This is a genomic window from Mycobacterium sp. D16R24 (assembly GCF_002013385.1).
GTDB lineage: Bacteria > Actinomycetota > Actinomycetes > Mycobacteriales > Mycobacteriaceae > Mycobacterium.
The window spans coordinates 49,825-73,486 of sequence record NZ_MAEV01000016.1; the positions used below are offsets into that span (position 1 = coordinate 49,825).

The window sequence follows — 23,662 nt, forward strand, 5'->3', positions numbered from 1 at the left end:
CCGACTTCGCGGCGTTCACAGGGCACTCCTTCCGTAGCGGAAGGCGTCCTTAACTCTGCCGAGCGTGGCGGTCACGGGCTGTGATCCGGAACCGTTGCAACGCCTCTCGACCAGATGGAGTCTACGTCGTCGCTCAACAGTCGTGCGAACGCCCAATATGTCGTGCGGGTTTCTCTGGGGGCCGTCGTATCAACAATGTGATCCGGCTATCTAATCCCTTCTCCGCCAGCCGCGGCTCGTCCCCGTCACGCAGGGCTTACGCTGGCACCGTGACCCCGCCGGATACCGCCCAGAACGGCCTGCCCGCGCTGCGCGACCCGGTGGTCGTTGCCGCATTCGAGGGCTGGAATGACGCCGGCGATGCGGCCAGCGCGGCGTTGGAGCACCTGGACACCACCTGGCAGGCCACCCCGTTGATGACCATCGACGATGAGGACTACTACGACTACCAGGTCAATCGTCCCATCGTGCGGCTGGTCGAGGGCGTCACCCGCGAGCTGGAGTGGCCCGGTATGCACATCTCCTATTGCTCACCGCCCGGCTCGCAGCGCGATGTGGTGCTGATGCACGGCGCCGAGCCGAACATGCGCTGGCGCACCTTCTGCAACCGCTTGCTGGCCATCGCGGACCGCCTCAACGTGTCGACCGTGGTGATCCTGGGCGCCCTGCTGGCCGACACGCCGCACACTCGGCCGGTGCCCGTGAGCGGCACCGCCTACTCCCCCGATGCGGCCAAGTTCTTCGGCCTGGAGGAGACCCGATACGAGGGTCCTACCGGTATCGCCGGGGTATTCCAGGACGCCTGCGTGAACGCCGGGATACCCGCCGTCGCATTCTGGGCGGCGGTACCGCACTACGTATCCCAACCCCCCAATCCGAAGGCGACAGTCGCCCTGCTGCAGCGCGTCGAGGATGTGCTCGACGTCGAGGTACCGCTCGGAGATCTGCCGGAGCAGGCCGAGGAGTGGGAGCAGGCGGTCTCCGAGATGACCACCGAGGACGAGGAGATCGCCGAGTACGTGCAGTCGCTTGAGGAGCGCGGCGACGCCGAGGTGGACACCACCGAGATTCTCAGCAAGATCGACGGCGACGCCTTGGCCGCCGAATTCGAGCGCTACCTACGACGGCGCGGGCCCCGATTCGGGGGCTAAGCCCGTTGCCGCGCATCAGGAAAGCCGCTGCACCGCCAACTCGTCGAGCGAAAGATAGCAGTTCACGGCCATGGTCAGGTCGGCTTCGGCCAGCAGTGACTGGATGACGTGTTTGACGCCGTTGGTTCCGTCCAGTGCCAGCCCGTACACGTACGGCCGGGCGATCCCCACCAGGCTGGCGCCCAGGGCGACGGCGCGCAATACGTCGATACCGTCACGGACCCCCGAGTCGAAAGTCACCGGAACCGAGCCGGCCGCCTGGACTGCCGAGGCTAGACCATCGATGGCGGGAATTCCGCCATTCGCTTGCCGCCCACCGTGATTGGAATAGGCAATGGCATCGATGCCACGATCCACCGCCTGCCGAACGTCGTCGACATCGCAGATGCCCTTGAGAATGATCGGGAGTTTGGTCAGCTCGCGATAGCGGTCGATGTCTGCCCAGGTGAGACCCGGATGGCTGAACAGCGACGCCCACACCAGACCGGCGTGCATCGGGGCTAGTTCTCCAGCGGAACGCACCCCCGCGATTTCCAGGAAGCGGGGATCTGAGGTGTAGTTCGCCAGGCAATGTCCGTGCAGCATCGGCAGGTAACCGTGTGTGAGATCACGCGGGCGCCATCCCAATGTGCCGGTGTCCAGGGTCACCGCGAGCGCGTCGTACCCCGCCGCCTCGGCACGCCGGATAAAGCTGTCGGTCAGCTCGGCATCTGATGACGGGTACAGCTGGAAAATCCCGTAGGAATCGCCGCGCTCCGCGGCGACCTCCTCGAGAGTGGCCGAAGAGAGCGTCGAGTACATGGCGGGCACATCGAGTTCACGGGCGGCGGCGGCCGTCAGCAGATCACCACGGTCACGGACGGCACCCAGCACGCCAACTGGGCAGATGAACACCGGACTGGTGAGCTCGCGCCCCAGAAATGACGTCGACATGTCCCGAGTCGTACGGTCTCGCAACATCCGGGGCACGAGCCCGTAGTGGCGCAGTGCGGCGGCATTCGCATCCTGGGTGTGCTCATCACCGGCGCCACCACGCACGTAGCCGAAGATTCCCTCGCCCAGCGTCTGCTCCGCACGACTCTCCAGTTCGGCAAAGGTGAAGGGAAGGGTCGACACCTTGCCAAGCGCACCCGCCGCATAGAACTGGAGCTGGAAATCGCCGAAATTCATCGAGCACTCCTCATCGTCCGGACATTCGCCGGATGCTCAGCGTACTGAGCACTTTCGGCCTCATCCAGCACCATCGGCCGGGTGGCCACGCATGCTCGTCAGTCAGGTCGCACATTGACCTGCGGAACAGGTAGCTCGTGCATCTACACGGCTGGCAGCAATCCACCACCCAGCAAAGAGGGCCCAAGTTAGGGATACCTTACCGGGGTTCCTTATGATCGTCCGTGAAACGCATACGCATTCGGCGTCGGCATACCGTCCGGAAGGCTTCCGTTGTCCGCTCTCACCTACCCCGCCGGAACCCGGTTCGCCCTTCGCGACGGCGCAACGTGCCTCGTCACAGCCGCGGGCGGGATACTCCTGAACCCACCGCGCAACGAGAAACTCACCGGGCTCTCACAGCACCAGCGGCGCGTACTGAAGACTCTCAACAGCGGCCCCTCGACGCTCGCGGAACTGATAACCGATGCCGATAGCGACGCCATCGAGGCACTCATCGCGCGGTTACTCGAAGGCGGATGGTTGTCGCTGACGGTTCGTGACGACAGGCACGACCTCTATGCCGTCGAGTGCTTCGGCGTCCCCGGCCCCCAACCCGACGGTGCCGCACCGTCGGGCGTCCATCTGTCCAAATTCTCCGTACTGCATCGCGATTCACGTGGATACGTGCTGGAGAATCCGCTGAGCTGGTGCGATATCCGCATCCACGATCTGCGCCTGCTCCCCCTGCTTGATGGCCCCGAACGCGCCGTCGCCGACCTGGGCGAGGATCTCATCGCGCGGTTCCAGGCCGATCTGCGCTGGGGCGGATTCGTCGTCTCCAACGGCGACGAGGAAAATCACGAGTTCACCTCAATCAGCTGGAGCGCATCGGACCTGTGGTTCCACCGACGCAGCACCCTGGGCGAACGCACCATCACCTGGGACCACTTCGGTCCCACGAAATGGGCGAAGGGCAAGTTCCCACAGCCGGCAGCGCGCAAACCCGACTATCCGGGAAGCCCGGTCGCGCTACCGGCCCCGGATCTGGCGGCCCTACGCGCCGGGGATCCGACCCTCACCACGGTGATCGAGGACCGGGTCTCGGTCCGCGCCTTCGATGACGCCAACCCCATCACCATCGAACAGCTTTCCGAGCTCCTGTATCGCACGGCTCGTACCCGTGGCGTCCGCTCGGAAAGCGAAGGCGAAGAACTCCTGTCCCGTCCGTACCCCTCGGGTGGCAGCGTGTACGAGCTGGAGCTGTATCCGGTGGTGCGCAACGTCGCCGGACTCGCTCCGGGCATGTACCACTACGACTCCTTCGAGCACGTACTGCGGCCGGTCGCCGACGCCGACTCCAGCGCGGTCAAGCAGCTGCTGAAATCGACCTCCGCGACACTGGAGGGGGGCGCCGAACCACAGGTGCTGCTGGTGATGGCCGCGCGCGCCGGGCGGGTGATGTGGACCTACGAACAGGTCGCCTACTCGGCCATCCTCAAGCACGTCGGTGTACTCATGCAGACCATCTACCTGGCTGCCACCGCCATGGGTCTGGGCGCATGCGCCCAGGGATTCGGCGATACCGCGGCGTTCACCGCAGCCGCGGCCGTTCCGGAGCTGCAGGAGTGCAGCGTGGGCAGCATGGTGCTGGGTACGCCCGCGACCTCCTGACCGGTCAGGTGGTGCCGGCCAGGATCTCCTCATCGGTCATCGCCGCGATCTCCAGGTAGTGCCCCGCGACCACAGCCAGGCGATCCGGCGTACCGAGTTCGATCTCGCGCTGCTTGAGCCGGTCGGCAAGCCCGGCGACGGTACGGGTGGCAAAGAGGTCGCCGACCAGCGCGTGCTCGACCGACAGCCAGTCGCGCACTCGCGCGATGACCGTCGTGGCGAGCACCGAGTCACCGCCCTGGGCAAAGAAGTCGTCGTACACCCCAATGGATTCCACGCCCAGCACACCTGCCATCAGATCGGCGAGGGCTGTGTCGAGATCATCCCGGGGAGCCGAGTCGGTGCCGGCGGTGGCCACCTCTTCGAGCAGAGCGGTCACCGCCCCCCGATCAATTTTCCCGTTGGGGGTCAACGGCATCTGATCCAGGAGCTCGACGCGAGCCGGGACCATGTAACCGGGCACCACATCGCCGAGCAGCGCAGCATAATCTGCCGACTGATCCGGGACGCCCGACACCGCGGCAACGAGGATCGGCGCATCACCGCCGACAATGGCAGCGACGGCATGCCGCACACCGGGCACCATCCGCAGCGCGCTTTCCACCTCGCCCAGCTCCACGCGATAACCGCGGATCTGCACCTGATGGTCTGCGCGGCCGAGGAACTCGATGGTTCCGTCGGGCCAGTACCTGGCCATGTCTCCCGTCCGATACCAGCGCAGTCCGTCGTACTCGACGAACCGTTCCGCGGTGCGTTCGGGGTCATAGCGATATCCGGCCGCGACATTGGCACCACCCACCCAGAACTCACCGGGTACCCAGTCCGGGCAGTCGCGACCCGCGGGTGACACCACCCGGCATCGGACGTTACGCAGCGGCACACCGAAAGGAACCGTCGCCCAGTGCGCGGGCGGAGCGCCCACCACCTCACAGATGGTGTTGTGAATGGATGTCTCGGTGGCTCCGCCCAAGCCGGAGAACCTGCAGCCCGGGACCTGCGCGGCCAGGCGGGTCGCCAGGTCGGCGCCCACCCAGTCACCGCCCAGGGTGACCGCCCGCAGCGAGTCACCCAGGCCGTTACCGCCGATCTCCAGGATCATGTCCAGCATGCTCGGCACACAGTTGAGGATCGAAACATTATGGCGCCGTATTAGATTCACCCATGTGGTGGCCTCGGCGCGCTGCTCGACATCGACTGCCACCAGCGATCCGCCGACCGAGAACATTCCGAAGATGTCATACACGGATGCGTCGAACTCCAACGCCGACAGGGCCAGCACCCTGTCGGTCGGCCCGACATCGAACCATTCATTGACAGCATCGATGGTGTTCATCGCCCCGCGGTGCAGCACGTCCACACCCTTAGGAGTGCCGGTCGAGCCAGACGTGAAGATGACATACGCGATCGCGTCGGTCGGTGGAATGACTGGCGCAGCCAACGGTTCGCCATGATGCCGAGCGGTATCGATGGATATCGACGGCACCGGAATGTCAGCGCCCGAGACAGTTATCGCCATCGCAACTCCACCGGTTTCGAGGATGCTGGCCCGGCGACGGGCGGGCTGGTCAAATCCGATGGGGATGTAAGTCGCCCCAGCCGCGAGCACACCGAGCACGGCGAGAATCTGATCACGCCCCTTGGGCAGCTGCACCGCCACCGCATCGCCGGGCTGAACGCCCCGGGCCTGCAGCGCACCGGCTACCGCCAGGGCCTGCGCGGCCAAGTCGCCATACGTCCATACCCCGTCCTCGTCACCGAAGCCCCACACCACCGCGGATGCGCCGGGGTGCGTCTTCGCGAAATCGAAGAAGCCTTCATGCAGGCATCGGCCGCTCACCGGGCCGTCTGTCGCATTGACGGTTCGCCTGACATCGGCTTGCGAGGCCGGAAGCCGAACGGCCGCATCGGCATTCCAGCCGTCGTCTCCGGCACACAGTGCAGCCACCGCATCGGTGTAGCGCGCGAACATGGTGTCGACCATGCCCTCCGGGAATGCCGATTCGCGCACATCCCAGTTGAGCAGCAGGCCGCCGCGCACCTCAGTGACCTGCGCGTCCAGCAGCACCTGCGGTCCTTGGGAAATGATCCAGACCGGTTCTCCAAAAGTATCCATAACCGACGAGGCGAACAGCTCCCCCAGATTCAGCGCGCTGGTGTAGACAACCGGCGCCAATACCGGCTCGCCCCGGTGCCTACCGAGATCGCGGAGCACATTCAGCCCGGGATACGCCGAATGCGCCCCGCTCTCGTACATGCTGCGTTGCAAGGCCCGGGCCCGGTCTGCTACCGACATCTGATCGGTGAGATCGACGTCGAGCATGATCGAGGAAGTGAAGTCACCGATCACCCGATCGATATCGGGATGCACCGATTCACGATGGAACAGAGGGACATTCAGCAGAAACCGGCTTTGCGCGGACCACCCTCCGATCGTCTCCGCGAAGACCGCTGCCATCGCCATCGCGGGGGTGATGCCACGCTGATGCGCGGCCGCCAGCAACTGCTGCTTGGCCTGCGGTTCCAGCCAGTAGTCGTATCGGACGGTGCGGTGTGGTTCGGAGCGTTCACTCACCGGTACGGTCGGCAGCGCGGGTGCACCCGGCAGGTCGTCCAGCCGCTCGCTCCACCATTCCCGATCACGCTCGCGCGCCGCCTCATCACCGCGCTGCTCGGTGCGGTACCGCCGGTAGGTGTATCCCAACTCTGGTTGCGCGGCACCGTGATACAGCGCGGCCAGATCGGACACCAGCACTCGGTAGCTCATCGCGTCCCCGGCCAGCATGTCGACATCCAGATGCAGGCGGCTGCGCTGCTCGTCGCGTATGGTCAGCGTGACATCGAGCACCTGGCCGTCCTCGATCGCCAGGCGCTGATGTGTCTTGCGTTCACGGAGCTCAGTCAGTACCCCCTCGATTTCGTTGTCCGCACGTCCCCGCAGGTCCACCACGCTAAACACATCACGCTCCGGAGCTGACAAGGTCTGCTGGGTGCCGTCAGGCAGGAACCTGGTGCGCAGCATCGGATGTGCCGCCACGAGCCGTTCCACCGCCAGCCGCAGCCGCTCGGGATCGATTGCTCCACCGTCGAACTCGACGTACAGGTGCGCGGCGACACCACCGAGCTCCTGATCTTCTGAACGACCGATCCAGTAGGCGTGCTGCATGGTGGCCAGCGGGTAGGGCGCATCCTCCGCCGCGTCGTCCGTGTCCGCCGGGGCGCCGGCGGCCGCGATGTCGCCACCGACAGGCAAGACCGGTTCCGTTTCCGCATCCAGTAGCGCGAACCAGGACTCGACCGATGGCTCGGCGGCGAGCTGCGCAAAGGTGATGCGGCTCCCCCGCTTGCGCCATCCACCTGCCAGGGTCATCATGCGGATCGAGTCCAGCCCAAGCGTGATGAGGTCGTCGGCGTCCGAGATCTCCTGGGCTTCAAGCCCGATGAGGTCGGCGACGGTCGCCTTGATCTCGTCCTTGCTGATTGATTCCATCCGTGCTGTCTTCCTGTCGCTATCCGTCGAGTGCCCGAGCCAGCGCGGCAACGCTCCGTTGCCACAGCCGCGCCAGCCGGTCTGCATCCGCCGAGGTTAAAAGATTTGAGCTCCATTGCCAGTTGGTGATCAACTGCGGTCCTTCGGCAGTCGTCATCACCGCCGAACCGATGTTGATGGCGAATCGCAACGGCAGATCCGGTTCGGAATCCGGAGGCACGGCGAGACTTCGCGAATCCGTGATCAGCGACCATGGCTGATCGTCGATACCACTGATATCCATCCGGCCCACATAGTTGAACTGGATCTGCGGGTCACGCGCCGAAGCCAGCTCCGCGCTGTGCTCCGCATAGCGAAGCAAACCGTAATCCAGTCCCTGATGCGGAATTCCACTGAGATGCTCGGCCACCGTGGCCAAGAGCCGACCGGCAGCCTGGCTGTCGTTCTCCATCTGATCAATGTTTATCGCCGTCTCACCGGCGGCCACGCGTACCGGATAGACCGTGGTGAACCAGCCGACGGTGCCGCTGGTGTCGGTGTCGAGCTCCGCGTCGGCCCTGCCGTGCCCCTCCAGCGATACCAAGGTTCCCGCGGCGGGGTCCTGTCCGCGCTGCGTACGCCAGCTGGCCACCGTGACCGCCAGCGCCGCCAGCAGGAACCCGTAGACACCTTCGGGCTTGTTCAGCGAGGCCAGCAGCCGCGCCGTCATGTCGACAGGTGTCGGTACTGCGGTCGTTTGCAAGGTTCCCCAGGTGTCGCGGACCGGGTCGGCGTGCCGCGAGCCCAGCTCCGGATCGGCACCAGAGACCTGTGTGGCCCAATAGTCCCGCTGACGTGACACGTCCTCGCTGGAGGCCCGCTGCTGCATCAGCTGGCTCCACCGGCGATACGAGGTGAACTCCATCGGCGCCTTGGGCACTCCGTCGGATTCCACCGCGTGCCACGCATCCGCGAGGTAGCCCAGCACAATATGCCAGGACACCACGTCCATTGCCAGATGATGGACGGTCAGCAGCAGGGCGTCGCCCGCCTCGGCGTCTGTGAGCCAGGTTGCCCGCATCATGGCACCTGACGACGGGTCCAGGGCGTCAAAGGCCCTTCGTGCCGCAGTGGTAATCGCGGCGTGGGTGGCTTCTCCTGCGGGCAGTTCCACGTGGCTGAGCACACTTTCGGCGCGCACCACCCCAGGTTCACGGGTGACCACCCGAGGCCCCTCAGGGGTATCCACCAGCGTCGACCGCAACATGGCGAATCCATCGAGAAGCAGCTGGAGCATCTGCTCAATCCGTGGACCATCGATGCCCTCGGGCAACCGGACAAGCACCGACAACGAGAGCCGACGGTAGATTTCGCTTTCGTACATCCACGACACCACCGGCAGTGGCGGAACCTCGCCGTAGTCCGCCTCTCCCGCAATTGAATCCAGGCCCTCGATGCGACCGGCTCGCTCGTCTATGAGAGCCGCGAGCTGCCGGATCGTCGGCGCGGCCAACACCATGCGCGGGGTAATCACCAGGTCGCGCTTGCGCGCCTTGTTCACCAGCGAAATCGCGACAATGCTGTCCACGCCAAGGGAAAAGAAGTCTTCGTCGATACCCGGAGCGGTTCCGTCGAACAGTTCGGCACAGCATTCGCACAGTGCACATTCGGTGGTGGTGGCGGGTTGTGTCGCCTCACCCTCTGCGGCGCCGCCGGACAGGGCGTCCAGTGCAAGCCCCTCCAGCACATCGCCGTCCAGCTTGCCGTTCACCGTTACGGGCAGCCGCTCAAGCACAACCAGACGCGACGGCATCATGTAAGACGGCAGCCGATCGGCAAGTCTCATCAGAGTCCGGGCAGAGTCGAAGTCGGCCATTTCCTGGTGGGAAACAACAAAACCCACGAGGCTCGCGCCGCCCGCGCGGCGCACCACGGTCACCGCGGCTGTCTGGACACCCGGTTGGAGGCGCAGTACAGATTCAATCTCGCCAACCTCGACTCGGTAACCGCGGATCTTCACCTGAGAGTCGGCACGGCCCAGATACGCGAAACCTCGGTGCGGTAGGCGGCGCACCAAGTCGCCCGTCCGGTACATGCGCTGACCCGGTCGCTGCGGATCGGCGACAAAGGCACCCGCCGTCACCGCGGGCTTACCCGCGTATCCGCGAGCCAGTTGGGCACCAGCGAGATACAGCTCACCCACGGCACCATCCGGCACCGGCCGCAACCGCGAATCCAGAACGTACCCGGCCATTCCCTGATTGGGCGTGCCGATGGTGGGCTCCGAATAGTCTTTCACCGATGCCACAACAGCTTCGACTGTCGTCTCGGTGGGGCCGTAGCAGTTGTAGACCGCGGTACCACTCAGCGAACGCAGCCGGTTCCACAAAGCCGTCTCGATTGCCTCGCCACCAAGGGCCAGCACGGGAAGCTCCCGGTCGAGCAAGCCCGCGGCGGACAACTGGGCCAGCATCGACGGCGTGGTGTCGATCATGTCGATACCGTGCGCGGCCATGCCCCGCACCAGCCGGTGCGCGTCCCGCATGGCCTCGGCATCGAACAGGTGCACGGTGTGCCCGTCCAGCAGACCGATCATCGGTTGCCATGAGGCGTCGAAGCTCAACGACCAGGCGTGGGCGATCCGCAGCGTGCGTCCGAGCCGCGCGGTAGCCGGTCGATACACCCGATCACGGTGGTCGGCAAAGTAACTCATCAGCGCCCCGTGCGTGCCGATGACCCCCTTGGGCTCACCGGTCGAGCCGGAAGTGAAGATGAGGTAGGCACTCTGCTCTCGGTGCCGATCGACCACAGGCGGAGCGATGGGGCGCGCGGAGATCCGCTCGATGCTCACCTGCTCGTCGAGCACCAGAACGGGATATCGCCCGTCGCTGATATCCCGATGTTCGCCGACCGTGACGATGAGTTTCGGATCAGACTGACGCAGAATCGATTCGATGCGCGCCGCCGGTAATCCGATGTCCACCGGAACATATGCCGCGCCCGCGGCAAGCACCGCAAGAATAGCGACGATAGCATCGGTAGATCGCGGGAGGACCAGTGCCACAGCATTTTCCGGACCGATTTCGTAGTCGGCCAGCTCGGCGGCTAACCGGCACGCGTCGGCATGCAACTGTGCGTAGGTGTAGCGCTTGTCGGCCCCCACCGAATGCACAGTAAGCGCGATTTCGTCGGGGTTCTCGGCCGCCTGCGCCGCGAACAGCTCCCACACCGAAGCAACCGACGGATCGGCCGCGGACGGCGTCACGATGATTTCCGCGCGCTCACGAGCAGTCAGCACATCGAGCGCATCCGGTGTCTGGTCACCGATCTCCGGCAGCTGACGTAACACCGAGACGAGACGCTCGCCAATGCTGGCGCCCGAAACATGCGGTAACGCTTCCGGAATTGCTTCAATGAGCACGAGCAGCGAATCTCCATGCATGTGCGACACCACGGTGAGCGGATAGTGGGCCAGACTTTCCATCTCCACCGGACGGAAGCGAGTGCCGTCTGCCATCTCGACGGCCTGAGCCGCATCGCCTATCGGGGCGTTCTCGAAGACGAACAGGGTGTCGAACAACGCGGCACTGCCCTCGGCGCGCTGCAGCGCGGACAGGCTCAGATACCCAATATCGCGCATCGCTGCGGCCTCGCGCTGCAATTGTGCACACTGATCAACTACCGACGCCGAGTAGTCGACGTGATGCACCATCGGCACCGAGTTGATAAAGAGCCCGACCATCCGCTCGACATCGGGTAGTTGCTTGGGCCGCCCGGACACGATGGTGCCGAACACCACATCCGTGCGATCGGTCAGCCTGCCGAGCACGAGCGCCCACGCGAACGCCGTCACGGTATTGAGGGTAAGCCCGTTCACGGCCGCCCACTGGCGAAGCCGCGCGGTTTCCTCTGGGGTCAAAAGGAATTGCGATTTCTGGGGCACGCTGTCGTGTGCGGCGACAACGCCGTCGGCAAGCATGAGCGGCCCGGAGACGGTGCTCAGGTAGCGCGTCCATCGCCCGGTCGCGGCGGCGTCGTCCTGCGCGTTGAGCCACGCGATGTAATCGCGGTAGGGCCGCACCGTCGGCAAGCCGTCGACAGCGCCGTCTGCCTGATAGGCGGCGAGGAGTTCACTGAAGAAGATGGCGATCGCCCAGCCATCCATGAGGATGTGGTGGGTGGTGACGATCATCCGGTGCCGCGATTGGCCGGGGACGGCGAGCAGCACGATGCGGATCGCGGGACCCCTGCCCAGATCGAACGGCCGACGCCGCTCGCTCAGCGCGATCTCGTCGAATTCCGTTGGCTGTGCCTCACGTTCTTCCCACGGAATGTCCGCGTGAGTAGGCACGATCTGTACGGGTTTGGGCAGCCCGCGGTCCCAGAAGGCAGCACGCAGATTGGGGTGCCGAGTCAGGAGCGCCTGAGCACTGCGGTGCAGCAGATCGACGTCGAGACCGCCTTCGATATCGGCGACGAACTGCATGCTGTACAGATCGACGCTCTCGTCGGCGAGCTGAGATAGCGCAAAGAAGCCCTCCTGCAAGGGACTCAGCGCCAACACGTCCTCGATCTGAGGTTGCTGTTCGGTATCCGTCACGACTGCGCCTGCCACGTTGCGGTGAGCTCAGCGAGCGCCTCGGCACTCAGGCCAGAAGCACTCATCGGAGCGCTGGGCTCTACCGACCTTTCAGTATCCGAATTGCACTCTGCCGCAACAGAGTCAGAGGAATCGACAGCGCCCGCCAGCTGGGAGATCGTCGCGCATTCGAACACCATTTGCGGGGTCATCGCCAGCCCTCGTTCGGCGGCTCGGGTCGACCATTGGATGGAGATGACGCTGTCGCCGCCAAGAGCAAAGAAGTTGTCCTCGGGATCGATATCGCTGATCTCCAATAGTTCCTCCAGGATGGCGATGAGTGCGAGCGTGGTCCCCTCGGACCCCTCATTCACTGGCGCCGCGACACGTTCGTGTGCGGCGGCCGGCGGAGCCAACAGCCGCTCCATGGCATCCGCCGGTAGCAGCACGATCTCGGAAACCCGTAGGTCCTGATCAATCGCGAACGCGTCGAACGCCGCATCCAGCGCACGTGCGATCAACCGGGTGGTCTCGGGGTCATACAGATCGGCGTTGGCCACCACCGACACATCGAGCCCGCCCGATGGGGTGACGTTTAGCGCGAAGTTCAGATCTAAATAGGAGACGTCCACGTCCATAGGCAGTGGCACCAACGAAGTCCCGCCGGAGCCTGTCAGATCGCGTGCCTCCGTACCCCAATCCGCACCACGGAAATTGACCATGGTCTGAAACAGAGGATTCCAGGAGAGCGAACGCGGCGGATTGATGGCCTCCACCAGTTTCTCGATGGGCAGTTCCTGGTGTGCATGTGCGTTGAGCGTGGCGTCACGGCTACGTTTCAGCACCTCGCGCAGGGTCGGGTCCGCGGACAAGTCGTTCCGTAGCGCCACCATGTTGGCAAACAACCCAACAAGATTCGCGACATTCGGGTGCACTCGGGCGGCGACCGGGCTACCGATGACGATGTCCGTGCCACCGCCGAGCCGATGCAGAACGGAGGCCAGTGCCGCCTGGTAGACCATGAATTCGGTGACACCATGCTGCTCGGCCATCCGAGTCAGTGCCTGTCTGCGCTCCGGCAGCACAGTGAATCTCTCGACCTCACCACGCTTTCCGAGAATCTGCGGCCGAGCACGATCGTGTGCCACCGCTATCTCGACGGGCACGCCGGCCAACAGCTCACGCCAGTATGCGACCTCCGCCTGTCCGAACTCGCTGCCGGCGCCGAATGCATTGCGCTGCCACAAGACATAGTCCGCGTATTGCACCGGTTGCGGATCCCACTGTGGCGCCTGCCCCGCGATGCGGGCGCGGTACGCGGCCACCAGATCATCGACGATCACGGTGAACGAGACGTGGTCCACCACCAGATGGTGGACTGCCAGGGCCAGCACGTGCTCCTCGGCACCCAGTTCGACAATGGAGGGACGGAACAGCGACTCCGATTCCAGCCCGAATATGTGGTGTCGCAGCTCGGCCAGGGTGTCCGCAAGGTTCTCCGGATCGGTCCGGAGGATCGATACCGACAGCTCCCGCGACGGATGCACGATCTGGTAGGGCCCGCCCTCATGGATCGCGAAATTGGTACGTAACGTCTCGTGACGGGCAACCAGGTCGTTAAGGGCCGCGATCAACGCGGTTATCTGCAAGGGGCCATCGAAGCGCAACGCCAGCCACATGTTGCCGATATCGGTAACACCCTCCATCTGGCACTCGAACCACATGGACAGCTGCGACGAGGAGAGTGGCAGACGCTCCGGACGCGCGGTTTCGACGAGATCCGGACGACCGTCCTGAGGAGCGACCTCCATCTCATCGGAATCATCGAGGTCCAGCTCATCGAGCTCGATCTCGAACTCCTCGTGGAAATACGTGACAAGCTGCTCGGCAAGTCCCGCCGGAGTGGGACTGTCGAAGACCGTGCGCACCGTCAAGTCGATGCCGAACTGAGCGCGGATCTGCGCGACGAGGCGCGCGGCCAGTAGCGAGTGACCACCCAGCTCGAAGAACGAATCATCGACACTGACCGCGTCACGCCCGAACAAGTTGGCGAAGATCGCGCACATTCGGCGTTCGGTAGGCGTCGTCGGGGCCAGAAATGCCCTCGCCGCCATTGCGTCCGGAGTGGGCAGCGCTCGCTTGTCCAGCTTGCCGCTGGTGGTCAGCGGAATCTCGGGAATGACCACGAATGCGCTGGGCACCATGTACCCCGGCAGCAGTTCCTGAGCGCGAGCGCGCAATTCGTCCAAGTCGATCTCCGCGTTGGGTCCATCGGCGGCCGGCACGACATAGGCGGCCAGCATGGGACCCACCTGCGGATCCTCCACCACGGCGACCACACAACGACCGACTCGCGGATCGGCGCCGATAACCCCCTCTACCTCACCGAGCTCGATGCGGAATCCGCGGACCTTGACCTGCTCGTCGGCGCGGTCGACAAACTCGAGTTGGCCGAAAATATTGCGGCGCACCAAGTCACCGGTGCGGTACAGCCGACCTCCGGGACTGAACGGGTCGGCCACGAACCTCTCGGCGGTGAGCACGGGCCGACCACGATAACCGCGGGCCAGCTGCGTACCGCCGAGATACAACTCAGCGACGACGCCGGCAGGCACCAGCTCGAGCGACTCGTCCAACACGTAGGCGTACACGTTTCGATTCGGCAGGCCTATCGGCACGACCGAATTGCCCTGGGGGCCTTCAACAGGCATATACGTCGAACACACCACGGCCTCAGTGGGTCCGTAGTGATTCCTTAGTTCGAGGTCGAACATGAGGGCAAACTTGTCCGCTACCTCGCCGGGAAGCGCTTCACCACCGACGGGGATGTGCCGTAGCCCGCGCAGCTCACGGGCCTCGGGCATCAACATCACCGAATTGAGCAGGGACGGCACCATATGCAGCACCGTCACGCCCCGACGCCGCACCAGATCGATCACATACCCAATATCGGAGAAAGGATTTGGCTTCGGAACAACGACCTGCGCCCCCAGGGACAGAGGGCACAGAATATCGGCCAACGAGGCATCGAAGCTCACCGAGGTGGACTGCAGCATCCGATCCTGGGCGGTCATGCTCCAGTCGGCCGTAAAGGCGACCACATGCTCAGCGATCGCCACATGCGCCACGGCAACACCCTTGGGCCGTCCGGTGGACCCGGAGGTGTAAATCACGTAGGCCACGTTCTCGGGTAGCAGCGGCCGCAACCGATCCGCGTCGATAATCGCGGCATCGGAAAGGGCGGCGGCGTTCTCCTCGGCTGCTTGGAACTCCCTTGCTCCCAACACCATCCGGGGCCTCGCATCGGTACTCAGATACTCGATGCGCTCCTCGGGCAGGCCAGGGTCAATGGGCATATACGCCGCACCCGATTTGAGGACCGCGAACATCGCCACGATGAACTCGACCGATGTCGACATCTGGAGGGCGATCACATCCTCGGTGCCCACCCCATGCGCGATGAGCCACCGCGCGAGGCGGTTCGCGCGACGGTGCAGCGCGTCATAGGTAAGTTCCACCTCATCGGACACCACCGCCAACGCATCCGGAGTTGCCTGAGCCGCCGTCTGAAGAACATCCACGAGCGTCGCACGCGGAACATCGGACAGCGCTCCGTGAGACTGCGCCAGGATCGCCGAGCGCTCCTCGGCGCCCAAGAGATCCAACCGTGAGAGGGGCTCCTCCGGGCGAGCCAGGCCATCATCAAGCAGCCGACCATAGTGCGCGAGGAGCTGATCCACCAGCCACTGAGGTAGCGCATCGGTCTGGTATTCGATCTCAACCACGGTGCCCGTATTGTCCGTCGCAATCGCCAGAGCCAGTGGCACTTGCGCGGCACCAGCATCGAGATCGAGGCGGGTGGTTTCCACGCCTGCCAGCCGATATCCGTTGGGGTCCTTGCGCATACTGAAGCCGAGCCGCACCAGCTCATCTAGTCCGTCGCGGCCGCTGCCGCGGCTCGGATTGACCTCGCGCACCACCTCGTCGATTCCGACGTCCTGGTGTCCGAAGGCCCCCAGGCACGCCTCGCGCATTGTGGCCACGTATGCGGCGAAACCTGCCTTCGGGTCTACGCCAGCGCGTAACAGCACCGTGTTACCGAAATAGCCAATTGCCTTTTCCGCATTGGCCTTGCGCTCCACTACCGGGATAGCGATGAGGAAATCCGTGGCCGCGGTGTAGCGATGAATAAGCGTGCCGAAGGCCGCCAGCAGCACCATGAACGGCGTTGCCGAGTGCGCTCGGGCGAATTCCTCCATCCGCGCTGCAGTCTCGGCGGAAAGCGGAATCGCTCGCCGCCGCGCAGCTCGTGAAGTCACGTTTGACGATGACGAGCCGGGAAGGTCCAGGGGCTCGGGAAGTGGCGTCAGGGACTGGCGCCAATAGTCGATGCCGGCGTCCGACGACCTGGGGGCGGCTGCCCCCACGACCATGAACTGAGGCGCGTCACCCTCAACCGGGCGGGCGTTGTAGTACTCGCTCAGCTCGGCGAAGAACACGTCCCAGGAGTTGTCGTCGAAGCTGATGTGGTGCACCGCCAACAGCAGAACGAAATCCTGCTCACCCAAACGGAGCAGCGTGACCCGCAACGGCAGGTCGGCAGTCAGGTCGAACGGGCGTCCGAGCTCGCGGCCTGCCAGCGCCTGAATCTCCCGCCCGCGCACGCCCTCCTCAATATTTGCTAAATCTACAGTGGTCCAAGGAAGTTCGATGTCCTCGGCGAAGACCTGATACGGCTCTCCGGCGGCGTCGACGCCATAGGTAGTGCGCAGAATGTCGTGCCGCCGGATAATCGCCGCGAAGGCATCACGCAGCCGAATCTCGTCGAGAGAACCTCGCATCCGATGCGCGACACCGACATTCAGCGTGGTGTCAGCCTCATCTTTGGTCTGCAGAAACCACATGCGTCGCTGGCCTGGCGCGAGTTCGCGTCGCTCGCCCGCCTGGACCCGGGGGGCCACGCCGGCGGCGACTTTCGCCTCCACGCCACTTTCGGCAAGCCGTTTGCGCAGCAGCTCCCGTCGGCGGTCCAATGCGGACAACTGATCTCCGCTCACCGAGCACCACCACTCAGGACGAAAGCCTGGAATCCGAACGACTCCGCGCGCATGAAATGAACCACCTCAATCTAGGAACTATGCCTAGCCTTACCTTAATGTCTGTCGGCAGCGGCGGGTGACGCCCCATGGGTGCCGTGAATCACCATGCTCCGAGCGAGAGCTACATGCCCAATGGTGGGTTACGTTAGGCTAATCTAACTATCTGCAAGTCGGAAGGAAGCTCGACGTGGATCGCAAACTCGGATGGATCAGGCAGTTCCATAAGCCGGAGTCACCCGATGCTCCATTACTGCTGTTCTTTCCTCATGCAGGTGCTGGCGCTTCGGCATATCGCACACTCTCTAAAGCTGCTTCAGCAAATTTCAATGTTCTGATATTTCAGTACCCCGGACGCCAAGATCGCGCAGGTGAGCCAGCCCTGCTGACGCTTCCCGATATCGCTTCGGGAGCATTCCACGAGTTCCAGTCATCGGAGAACAATCGCGGCCTTCCCATCCATACATTTGGCCACAGCATGGGCGCCGTGGTCTCGTTTGAGTTCGTCCGACTCGCAGAAGCCGCCGGACTGGACGTGCGTCAACTGACCGTCTCCTCGGCGGTGGCGCCGGCCAATATCGCCGACAAGCCCGCCCTGCCGACCGACGATGACGCGGTGCTGGCACATATGGGCGCCCTCGACGGGACGAACTCCGCGGTCATGGGCAATCTCGACGTCATGCGAATGGCGCTGCCGGTCATGAAGGGCGACTACCGGGCCTTCAACGCGTACAAATGCGCCGAGGACGTCAAGGTTGCGGCACGCATCCACTCAATCGGCGGAGACCAGGACCCCATGATCACCATGCGTGATCTGTACGGCTGGGGTAAGCACACCAACGAACTCGACGTGACGTTGTTCGATGGCGGACATTTCTTCCTCAACTCCCAGACCGAGGCTCTGGCAGAGCTGCTGGCCGCGAACGCAGCCCGCGCGGACCTGCCGCAACGATGAGCGCCACCGACGCCGATCCCGTTGTCATCTCCGGGATGGCGATCGAAATGCCCGGGGCAATCGATACCCCGGCAGCATTCTGGAGCGCATTGGCGGACGGTCGCGAACTCGTGTGCCCTTTCCCCCGTGATCGTGATTGGCCCGTCGACGAGCTGTTGTCGCTGTCCAATCTCGACGGGTGGGGACGCGTGTCCGACGCCGGTGGATTCCTCACCGACGCAAGTGCTTTCGACCCCACCTTTTATGGCATCACGCAGCGCGAAGCAGTCGCCATGGATCCGCAGCAGCGGGTAGCCATGCGTGTGGCATGGAAGGCCTTAGAGAACACTGGTCTGAACCCAGGAGCACTCGACGGTTCCGAGGCCGGTTGTTTCATCGGTATCTCCCCCAACGAGTACGGGCCGCCGGTCGGCGAAGTCAACGCCCACAGCGGAATGCGTGTGGTCGGCCGCGGACAACTGGGCGCCGCCGGTCGCATCTCGCACCAATTGGGACTCATCGGGCCGTCCATGTGCGTCGACTCAGCGTGCGCGTCGTCATTGGCGGCGCTGCATGTCGCCGCCACGGCGGTTCGCGCCGACGAATGCCAGTGGGCCGTCGCCGGCGGCGTCTGCATCATGGGCTCACCTGGCGGGTTCTACGAATTCTCCCGGATGCACGCACTCGACCCCGACGGGCACTGCCGCTCGTACTCCGATGAGGCCAACGGCACACTTTGGGGCGAAGGCGTGGGAATGGTTGTACTGGAGCGTGAATCGCGCGCTCGCGCCCTGGGTCACCGGGTGTACGGGCGCATCATGGCCATCCGCACCAACCACAATGGCGGGGGTAAGCCCATCCTGGTGCCACGCGGGCGCGCGCAGGCGAAGCTGGTCGCCGCGACCATCGCCGCCTCCGGTGTCGATCCGGCCGATATCGGCATGCTCGAAGGACATGGCACCGGCACCCGCGCCGGCGATCCCCTGGAGATCCTGGCGCTGCAGAGCACCTATGGAGCCGGGGGCTCACACGCACTGCTGGGCTCTGCGAAATCCAATGCCGGACATGCGCAATCGGCAGCGGGAATGGTGGGTCTGATCAAACTGCTGTTAGCCGGTCAGCATGGACACATCCCGCCGACCCTGTTCGCGGACAACCCCACGACCAAAGTCGACTGGTCGATGACCGGGATCCGTCTGGCCACGAAGCTGCACCCCTGGGAGCCGAAGAACGGCATCCGGTACGGCGCCGTCTCCTCCTTCGGAGCCGGGGGCTCCAACGCGCACGCCATCATCGCGATGCCCGCCAGCGATGCAGTCGGAGAGGACGGCGACAATGTCTAGCCACCGCTTACCCAACGGAACCGTCCCTGTCCTACTCTCCGCGGATACCCCGGAGGTACTGTGCCGGGAGGCCGTCACACTCCTCGCGTATGTGCTTGACCACCCGCGAATCGCCCCGACTCGGATTGCGGGCATGATATTCCGGACCCGCGCCGCGCGCCGGTACCGCGCGCTGATCTCCGTCGAAGACCACGACCAACTGGTAGCCGCGCTAAGAGCCGTCGTTACTGGAGCGGACCACGCCCACGTGGTCCGCAATGCCGAGCCCGCGACCTCACGCCGCTGGGGATTCGTGTTCCCCGGGCAGGGTGGACAGCGCCCGGGAATGGGAAGACTCTTCTATGACCGGTTTCCTGATTTTGGCGCCGAGGTCGACCGCTGCGCAGAACTGTTCGGCACGCAGTTCGGCCGTTCGCCGCTGAATTATCTTCTCGATGAACACCTTCCCGCCGATGACAGCGCGAGCGTTGTCCAGCCTGCCCTGTTCACCCAAATGGCGGGCCTGGCCGCGCTGTGGCGTTCCGTGGGCGTCACCCCGAACGCCACTATCGGGCATAGCCAGGGCGAGATCGCCGCGGCGTATATCGCGGGCGTCATGCCTCTTGCCGACGCGGTCACCGTGGTGGGCACCCGGGCCCGGATCGCGGATGAGTTTCCGGCAGACGACTACACGATGGCGGTGATCGCTGCCGATCGCGACACCTGCGAGGAACTCCTTGCCCGGCAATCGGGTTGGGCTGAACTCTCGGTGATCAACTCCCCCTCAATGGTGGGAATCTCCGGCAGACACACAACCGTTCACGAGATTGTCGACCGGCTCACCAAAGACGGGGTCTTCGCACGCGTCATCCCGGTGCGATATCCGGCTCATACCAGCATGATCGCCTCGATCGGCGCCGAAATTCGCACGGCACTGATCGAACGCCTCGGCGCCACCGAGTTCGCGGCCTCCGAAATCGATTGCATCGGAGCGACCCTCGGTGCACCGATTACCCCTGAGGTACCGGTCGATCAGTACTGGTTCTGGAACCTGCGCAATATCGTCCGGTTCGATCGTGCCATCGCGACCGCGGTGTCGGCTCAAATCGACACCTTCGTGGAGTTGGCCGAACACCCCACCTTGCAGCTGGCGATCCGCGAAAACCTCGCAGCTCTAGGCTCGGAGCGCACCGCCTGCGTGGTAGGCACCTCCACCCGGACCGCAACGGATCTGGCCGAGTTCACCAACAACCTCGCGAACCTCGCCGTCCACGATCTCAATTACAACTGGGACGCGCTCCGCACCAAAGCGCCCGAGCCGATTTCACTCCCACTGCGTGACTTCCCGAATGTTCAGAACAACAACGTGCCGCTCTGGCTGTCCTATCGCTCGCCGAACAACGGGGTTTCCGCAGCGGCGTGGCCCTCCGCCACGCAGGAAGCCGATCGTACAGCGGACCATGTCGACTCTCCTGCACATCCACGGCTACTGCGCGAGGCCTGGACCAAGGTGACCCGGCGCTCGATGATGCCGCCAAGGTCCTATGGATTCATCGACGCCACCGGCGAGGCCAGGGCGCTCGTCGAGGCACTCCGCGAGGGTGCGTCGGACTTCGGTTCATCGGCCCACATCATTGGCGACGCAGAGGTATCCGGTACCAGCGACACTGACACCGTGGTGATCGTGCTTCCCGCCGCGGGACAGCTGGACGATCCGGGGGCCATCGACGCGGTGGCACAGTTCTTCGGCGACCGCACATGGTGGCCAGAGTTGTCGAGCTCGGTGACCGGATGCTGGATTGTCACGGTCGGCGGCGAAGAGGTCGCCAGCGCAGATACGTCATCAGATCCGGCGCACGCCGCGATCGCCGCCGGATTCCGCTGCATGGGTGCCGAGCATCCGGGAATTGCCTTCCGGCATCTGGACCTCACGTCCGATATCGCCCAGCCGGACAGTGCCAGCATCGTCCTGGCCGCGCTGCAATCGGCCGGAGAATCGGAGTTGGCACTCCGGGCAGACGGCATGTACGCCAAGCGCATCCTGGATGCCAGTCAGGACAGCGGCAGCGAAACCGCCACTGCGGTACCCGATCACGTCGTGATCACCGGGGGCACCGGAAAACTCGGTCAGGAATTCTGCGAGCACTACGCCCGGCTGGGCACCCGGCACATCACGCTGATCAGCCGTTCCGGCGAGACCGCCGCAGTGGCCGGACGGCTCGACGCCATCCGGCGCACCACCGGTGCCGTAGTTCGTGCGCTTTCCTGCGATGTGACCAATGCGTCCGCCGTCGCCGGGCTCGCCGATCAGCTGCGCGAATCACCCGCGGACCTCATCATTCATGCCGCAGTGAACTATTCGGATATTCCGCTCGCCGAGGTCACCTCCGAGAGGTTCCACCAGGCGTTACGGGCCAAGGTCGGGGGCATCACGAATGTCCTCGACACCCTGCCCCGCACCGATTCCTGTCGCGTCATGTTGTGCTCATCGCTGGCGGCGACGATCGGCGGCAAAGGCCAGCTGATGTATGCGGCGGGTAACCGGATGCTGGACGTGCTCGCGGCCCGTCAGCGCTCCGCCGGACTGGATTGCGTATCCGTGCAATGGGGCCAGTGGACCGTGCACCTCGATCTCGATGACACGGGTATCGCGAAACTTGCCGCCGCGGGGGTCCATCCGATGCGGCCCGCCGATGCTCTTGCCATCGGGATGGGACGACACACCGGCAACACCCTGGTCGGAGCGTTCGACCTCGCGCAGGCACGCGAGGTACTGGGTGTGTTCGGGTACGGACCGCTGCTCTCCGAGCTTGTGGACAACAGCAGGCCGGCAACACCCACGGAGAGCATTCGGCCCGCGGCGGTGGCGCCCGAGAACCGCTCCGGGCATCTGGTGCAGTTACTCGCCGAGGTCATCGGCGCCGACCACGCCGACTCCATCGACACCGCCATGCCCATGGTGGCGATGGGCCTGGATTCATTGCAGGCACTGGAATTTCGGCGGCGCGTGCAGGCTGAACTCGACTTCGAGCTGCCGGTGCAGGATCTGCTCGGCGGTGCCTCCGTGGATCACGTCATCGAGGTGCTGTCGGCTCAGACACGCTGACCCATGCCCAAGGAACCGAGATCAGGTTCTTCAGCGCTCACCAGATTGACGAGCACCTGTGGCACCTGGGCGACACCCACTGATGCGGCCGAGGTGCCAACAACTCCGGGAGCCGCATCCGGCGCCGCATGGCACGTCAACAACGGCATCAGCACAACCGCGATGCTCAGCAGGGCCCGCAGCATGACCGGCCCCGGGGCGAGACCTCCGCGTCGTGCAGTGCGTTCACCGCCGGGGCCATCACCCCACGATACACATACACCCCATACCCGTAGTGGGTATGAGGTGTAGCCGCTAGACCTGCTCTGCCCGGTCATGGGCAGCGCGCTGTAAGGCCGCCACCTCGGCGTCGATACGCGGCAGGATCTCGGGAATCATGCCCCGCACCGGGAGCTCGCCAACCGGCGTCGACAGCACAGGCTTCAGCCAGTGCGTCACCCCCACCCAGCCGGGGCAGTTAATCCGTCGACGGCGGCGCTCGATGCCCTTCACAAAGGCCTTGCCGCAGGCTTCTACCGAGGTCACGGTGCCCAACGGCGGTGGTAGGCGGCTCAACATCTCCGAGAACGCCGACAGGTTAGCCTTCTGGTCGTTCACCATCGAGGTGTCGATCCACGACATATGCGCCGAACCGACATCGACGCCCCGATGCGCCACCTCCAGGCGCAGCGCGTTGGCGAAGTGCTCAACGGCCGCTTTCGAGGCGTTGTACGCCGTGACCCCCGGTGCGGCGGCATATGCGGCCAGAGAGGACACGATGAGCACGTATCCCTGTCGTTCGATGACCGAGGGCAGAGCCGCGCGCACCGTATGAAATACCCCGAGCACGTTGACATCGATCAACTTCTTGAAGGTGGCGGGGTCGATCTGCAGCACCGAGCCGAAGGCCAGCAGTCCGGCATTCGCAAGCACCACGTCAATCCCGCCGAACCGCTCCGCGGCTTGTGCGACGGCCTTCTCCATGGCCGCGAGGTCGCAGACATCGGCGACCACGACCAGCACCCGATCACCACCCAGCTCATCGGCAACCGCGGCAAGCTTGGTCTCGTCTAGATCGGTGAGCACGAGGTTGGCGCCCTTGGCATGCAGCCTGCGGGAGACTTCCACCCCAATTCCACCGGCACCGCCGGTGATCAGGACGGTCTTACCAGCGATGTTGTTCGGCGTTGAACCCATGGACCGACG

Annotated in this window: 11 protein-coding genes; 5 read left to right on the plus strand and 6 right to left on the minus strand. The window is 64.5% G+C overall.

Annotated features, from left to right (window positions below; genetic code table 11):
* Positions 1-269 precede the first annotated feature (269 nt).
* Positions 270-1,151 (plus strand): PAC2 family protein, encoded by an 882-nt coding sequence (locus B4383_RS14785; RefSeq protein WP_078291987.1) that lies wholly within the window; start codon positions 270-272, stop codon positions 1,149-1,151.
* 15 nt (positions 1,152-1,166) lie between these two features.
* On the opposite strand, the gene B4383_RS14790 is transcribed toward B4383_RS14785, so the two are convergent.
* The gene (locus B4383_RS14790) at positions 1,167-2,321 is read right to left on the minus strand and encodes an alpha-hydroxy-acid oxidizing protein (protein ID WP_078291985.1); all 1,155 of its coding nucleotides are present in this window, start codon (positions 2,319-2,321) and stop codon (positions 1,167-1,169) included.
* Between the two features lie 273 nt (positions 2,322-2,594).
* Between B4383_RS14790 and B4383_RS14795 the strand changes: the two genes are divergently transcribed.
* Positions 2,595-3,974, plus strand: a complete 1,380-nt coding sequence (locus B4383_RS14795; RefSeq protein WP_078291982.1) for a SagB family peptide dehydrogenase — start codon at positions 2,595-2,597, stop codon at positions 3,972-3,974.
* A gap of 4 nt (positions 3,975-3,978) precedes the next feature.
* Here the strand turns inward: B4383_RS14795 and B4383_RS14800 are convergent, their stop codons facing one another.
* From B4383_RS14800 to B4383_RS14810, 3 genes are read right to left on the minus strand one after another with little or no spacing between them, the layout of a single operon-like run.
* A complete protein-coding gene (locus B4383_RS14800) occupies positions 3,979-7,461 on the minus strand; it encodes a non-ribosomal peptide synthetase (RefSeq protein ID WP_078292134.1) in 3,483 nt (1,160 codons plus the stop codon).
* A 19-nt stretch (positions 7,462-7,480) separates the two neighbouring features.
* Entirely contained in the window at positions 7,481-12,040 is a 4,560-nt protein-coding gene (locus tag B4383_RS14805; protein WP_078292132.1) for a non-ribosomal peptide synthetase, read from the minus strand.
* A complete protein-coding gene (locus tag B4383_RS14810; RefSeq protein ID WP_078291980.1) occupies positions 12,037-17,076 on the minus strand; it encodes a non-ribosomal peptide synthetase in 5,040 nt (1,679 codons plus the stop codon). The genes B4383_RS14805 and B4383_RS14810 overlap by 4 nt, the downstream gene beginning before the upstream one ends.
* Positions 17,077-17,305: 229 nt before the next feature.
* Here B4383_RS14810 and B4383_RS14815 point away from each other — a divergent pair, with 229 nt between their 5' ends.
* Genes B4383_RS14815 through nbtC form a run of 3 tightly spaced genes read left to right on the plus strand, consistent with a single transcriptional unit; the run spans position 17,306 to position 22,477 of the window.
* A complete protein-coding gene (locus tag B4383_RS14815) occupies positions 17,306-18,070 on the plus strand; it encodes an alpha/beta fold hydrolase (protein ID WP_078291978.1) in 765 nt (254 codons plus the stop codon).
* Positions 18,067-19,392 carry a polyketide synthase gene (locus B4383_RS14820; RefSeq protein ID WP_078291976.1) on the plus strand — a complete coding sequence of 442 codons (1,326 nt, stop codon included), beginning with the start codon at positions 18,067-18,069 and terminating at the stop codon, positions 19,390-19,392. Before B4383_RS14815 ends, B4383_RS14820 begins: the two co-directional genes overlap by 4 nt.
* Positions 19,361-22,477 (plus strand): nocobactin polyketide synthase NbtC, encoded by a 3,117-nt coding sequence (nbtC, locus tag B4383_RS14825; RefSeq protein WP_286150649.1) that lies wholly within the window; start codon positions 19,361-19,363, stop codon positions 22,475-22,477. Before B4383_RS14820 ends, nbtC begins: the two co-directional genes overlap by 32 nt.
* On the opposite strand, the gene B4383_RS14830 is transcribed toward nbtC, so the two are convergent.
* A complete protein-coding gene (locus B4383_RS14830; protein WP_078291971.1) occupies positions 22,465-22,662 on the minus strand; it encodes a hypothetical protein in 198 nt (65 codons plus the stop codon). The genes nbtC and B4383_RS14830 overlap by 13 nt on opposite strands.
* A gap of 109 nt (positions 22,663-22,771) precedes the next feature.
* On the minus strand, positions 22,772-23,653 hold the full coding sequence (locus B4383_RS14835) for an SDR family oxidoreductase (protein ID WP_078291970.1): 882 nt from the start codon (positions 23,651-23,653) through the stop codon (positions 22,772-22,774).
* Positions 23,654-23,662 lie beyond the last annotated feature (9 nt).

Bases quoted from the DNA above. Each gene is read 5' to 3' on its own strand.
- nbtC (WP_286150649.1), top strand. From the start codon at position 19,361: ATGCAGTCGGAGAGGACGGCGACAATGTCTAGCCACCGCTTACCCAAC.
- B4383_RS14835 (WP_078291970.1), bottom strand. From the start codon at position 23,653: ATGGGTTCAACGCCGAACAACATCGCTGGTAAGACCGTCCTGATCACC.
- B4383_RS14800 (WP_078292134.1), bottom strand. From the start codon at position 7,461: ATGGAATCAATCAGCAAGGACGAGATCAAGGCGACCGTCGCCGACCTC.
- B4383_RS14820 (WP_078291976.1), top strand. From the start codon at position 18,067: ATGAGCGCCACCGACGCCGATCCCGTTGTCATCTCCGGGATGGCGATC.
- B4383_RS14830 (WP_078291971.1), bottom strand. From the start codon at position 22,662: ATGCTGCGGGCCCTGCTGAGCATCGCGGTTGTGCTGATGCCGTTGTTG.
- B4383_RS14790 (WP_078291985.1), bottom strand. From the start codon at position 2,321: ATGAATTTCGGCGATTTCCAGCTCCAGTTCTATGCGGCGGGTGCGCTT.